The sequence below is a fragment of the Novosphingobium sp. AAP93 genome (genome assembly GCF_001296055.1).
Lineage (GTDB): Bacteria > Pseudomonadota > Alphaproteobacteria > Sphingomonadales > Sphingomonadaceae > Novosphingobium.
In genome coordinates, this window is the sequence record NZ_LJHZ01000071.1 from 1 (window position 1) to 2,274 (window position 2,274).

At 68.4% G+C, this 2,274-nt stretch carries 2 protein-coding genes; both read left to right on the forward strand.

Annotation, left to right across the window (positions count from 1 at the left end; all coding sequences use genetic code 11):
* Positions 1 to 1,683, forward strand: a 1,683-nt coding sequence (gene mutL, locus IP83_RS11540) for a DNA mismatch repair endonuclease MutL (RefSeq protein ID WP_054122374.1), incomplete at its 5' end; no start/stop codon positions are given.
* Positions 1,683 to 2,132, forward strand: coding sequence for a hypothetical protein (locus IP83_RS11545; RefSeq protein ID WP_156309689.1), 450 nt, complete (start codon positions 1,683 to 1,685; stop codon positions 2,130 to 2,132). The genes mutL and IP83_RS11545, both read left to right, overlap by 1 nt.
* Positions 2,133 to 2,274 lie beyond the last annotated feature (142 nt).

Here is a 2,274-nt window from a genome sequence, read left to right on the forward strand (position 1 = left end):
GGGAGCCACATTTCCGTACGGCTCGCGGAAGGCGGCCTCTCGCTCATCGAAGTCACCGACGACGGCTGCGGCATGCGCGCAGACGAGATCGCGCTGGCCCTGGAGCGGCACGCGACGTCCAAGCTCCCTGACGAAGCCATCGAGATGGTTGCAACGTTGGGATTCCGCGGCGAGGCGCTTCCCTCCATCGCCTCCGTCGCCCGCGTCACCATTGAAAGCCGCGCCGGCCCCACGGGCGAAGCGTGGCAGCGCGTCGTCGATCACGGCACCGTCGTCTCCGATGGCCCCGCCGCGCTCCCCCCGGGCACCCGCGTCCGGGTCGAGGACCTCTTCGGCAAAGTCCCCGCCCGCCGCAAGTTCCTGCGCAGCCCGCGCGCCGAATGGGCCGCCAGCCTCGATGTCGTCCGCCGCCTCGCGCTCGCACGGCCCGATGTCGGCTTCACCTTGGAGCATGATGGCCGCCGCGCCCTCCACGTCCAGCCGGGTGACACACTCGCCGCCCGCACCGCCCAGCTCGTCGCGCGCGAGCTGCACGACAATGCCGTCGCGGTCGACTTGCTGCGCGGCCCCTATCACCTGATGGGCGTCGCCGGCCTGCCGACCTACAACCGCGGCGTCGCGGACCACCAGTACCTCTTCGTCAACGGCCGCCCGGTAAAGGACAAGCTGATGATCGGCGCGGTGCGCGGTGCCTACGCCGACATGCTCGCGCGCGATCGCCATGCCGTCCTCGCGCTGTTTCTTGAGGTTCCACCTGAAGAAGTCGACGTAAACGTCCATCCCGCCAAGACCGAAGTGCGCTTCCGCGATCCGACCTTGGTGCGCGGGATGATCGTCTCGGGCCTCCGCCAGGCGCTCACCACCGGCGACCGCCGCTCCGCACAGGCCCCCGATGCAGGCGCAATGCAGGCCTGGCAGGCCGAACCCATCGCACCAATGCCCGTTGCCGCGCCGCAATCAAACCTCTTCTGGCAACACCGCGAAACGGCCCGCGTCTCCGAAGCCGGGCAGGTCTGGCGCGGCTACGAAGCTGCCCTGATGGCGCCCCCCGCCGCCCGCGCCGAACCTGCTGTCGAGGCCGTCACCAGTCTTGGCATTGGCCACCCCCTTGGCGTCGCACGCGGCCAGATCGCGCAGACCTACATCGTCGCCGAAGCCGAGGATGGCCTCGTCCTCGTCGACCAGCACGCCGCGCACGAACGCCTGGTGCTCGAACGCCTGCGCGCCGCCGGGGCGGGGGAGGGCACCGCCCCCGCGCAAGCCCTGCTGCTCCCCGAAGTGGTCGAGCTCGACGAACCCTCTTGCGACCGCCTCGAGGAAGCCGCCGCCGAACTCGCCACCTACGGCCTCGCGCTCGAACGCTTCGGTCCCGCCGCCATGCTCGTCCGTGCCGTTCCCGCCGTCCTCAAAGGCGGCGACGTGCAGGCGCTCGTGCGCGATGTCGCCGACGATCTTGCGAAAAACGGCGCCGCCCTGCTGCTCGGCGAGAAGCGCGATCTGGTTTTGGCAACCATGGCCTGCCATGGTTCGGTAAGGGCCGGGCGGGTACTCAGCGTCCCCGAAATGAATGCGCTGCTGCGCGAAATGGAAGTGACGCCGCGTTCCGGCCAGTGCAACCATGGGCGGCCGACATGGATCAAGCTCGCCCACGGCGATATCGAAAAGCTCTTCGGGAGGAAATGATGCGGCGACTTGCTCTGGCTCCGGTTTTCCTGCTCGCCGCGTGCGGCCCCGGGGCGCCGCCACCGCCGCCGCCCGCCAGCACGGTCCAGCCCGAGCCGATCACCTATCCCGACATCAAGGACAACGAGCTTTACGGCGCGGGCTGCAACTTCACCCCTGAAGGCGGCGGCATGTCCGCGCTCGCCCTGGCGCAGGAGGGCGAGGCGATCATCAAGGTCAAGGGCAAGATCGAGCGCATCCCCGCCGACAAGAAGAGCCAGATCCTCCCGGAAACCGCCCGTACGCGATATCTAGGCCCGGACCGCATCCTGCTCCTTGCCCCGCTGCCCGATGCCAAGCCGACCGAGAACGGCGTGGTCAAGACCCTCGCCACCAGCCTGACGATCATGGACCCGCTCGGCCGCATCCAGTTCTTCGCCAAGGGCGTCGTCCAGTGCAAGCCGATGTGATCGAGGCCAAATCAAGCTCTTGAAATAAAATCATTTCGTCATTCCCGCGCAGGCGGGAATCCAGAGCGGCAAACGCAGCGCCAGCGCCCCTGGATTCCCGCCTGCGCGGGAATGACGAGAAGATGGTCCAAACACCACCCTT

Excerpts from the sequence above, each read along its gene's own strand:
- IP83_RS11545 (WP_156309689.1), top strand. The coding sequence starts at position 1,683 with ATGCGGCGACTTGCTCTGGCTCCGGTTTTCCTGCTCGCCGCGTGCGGC.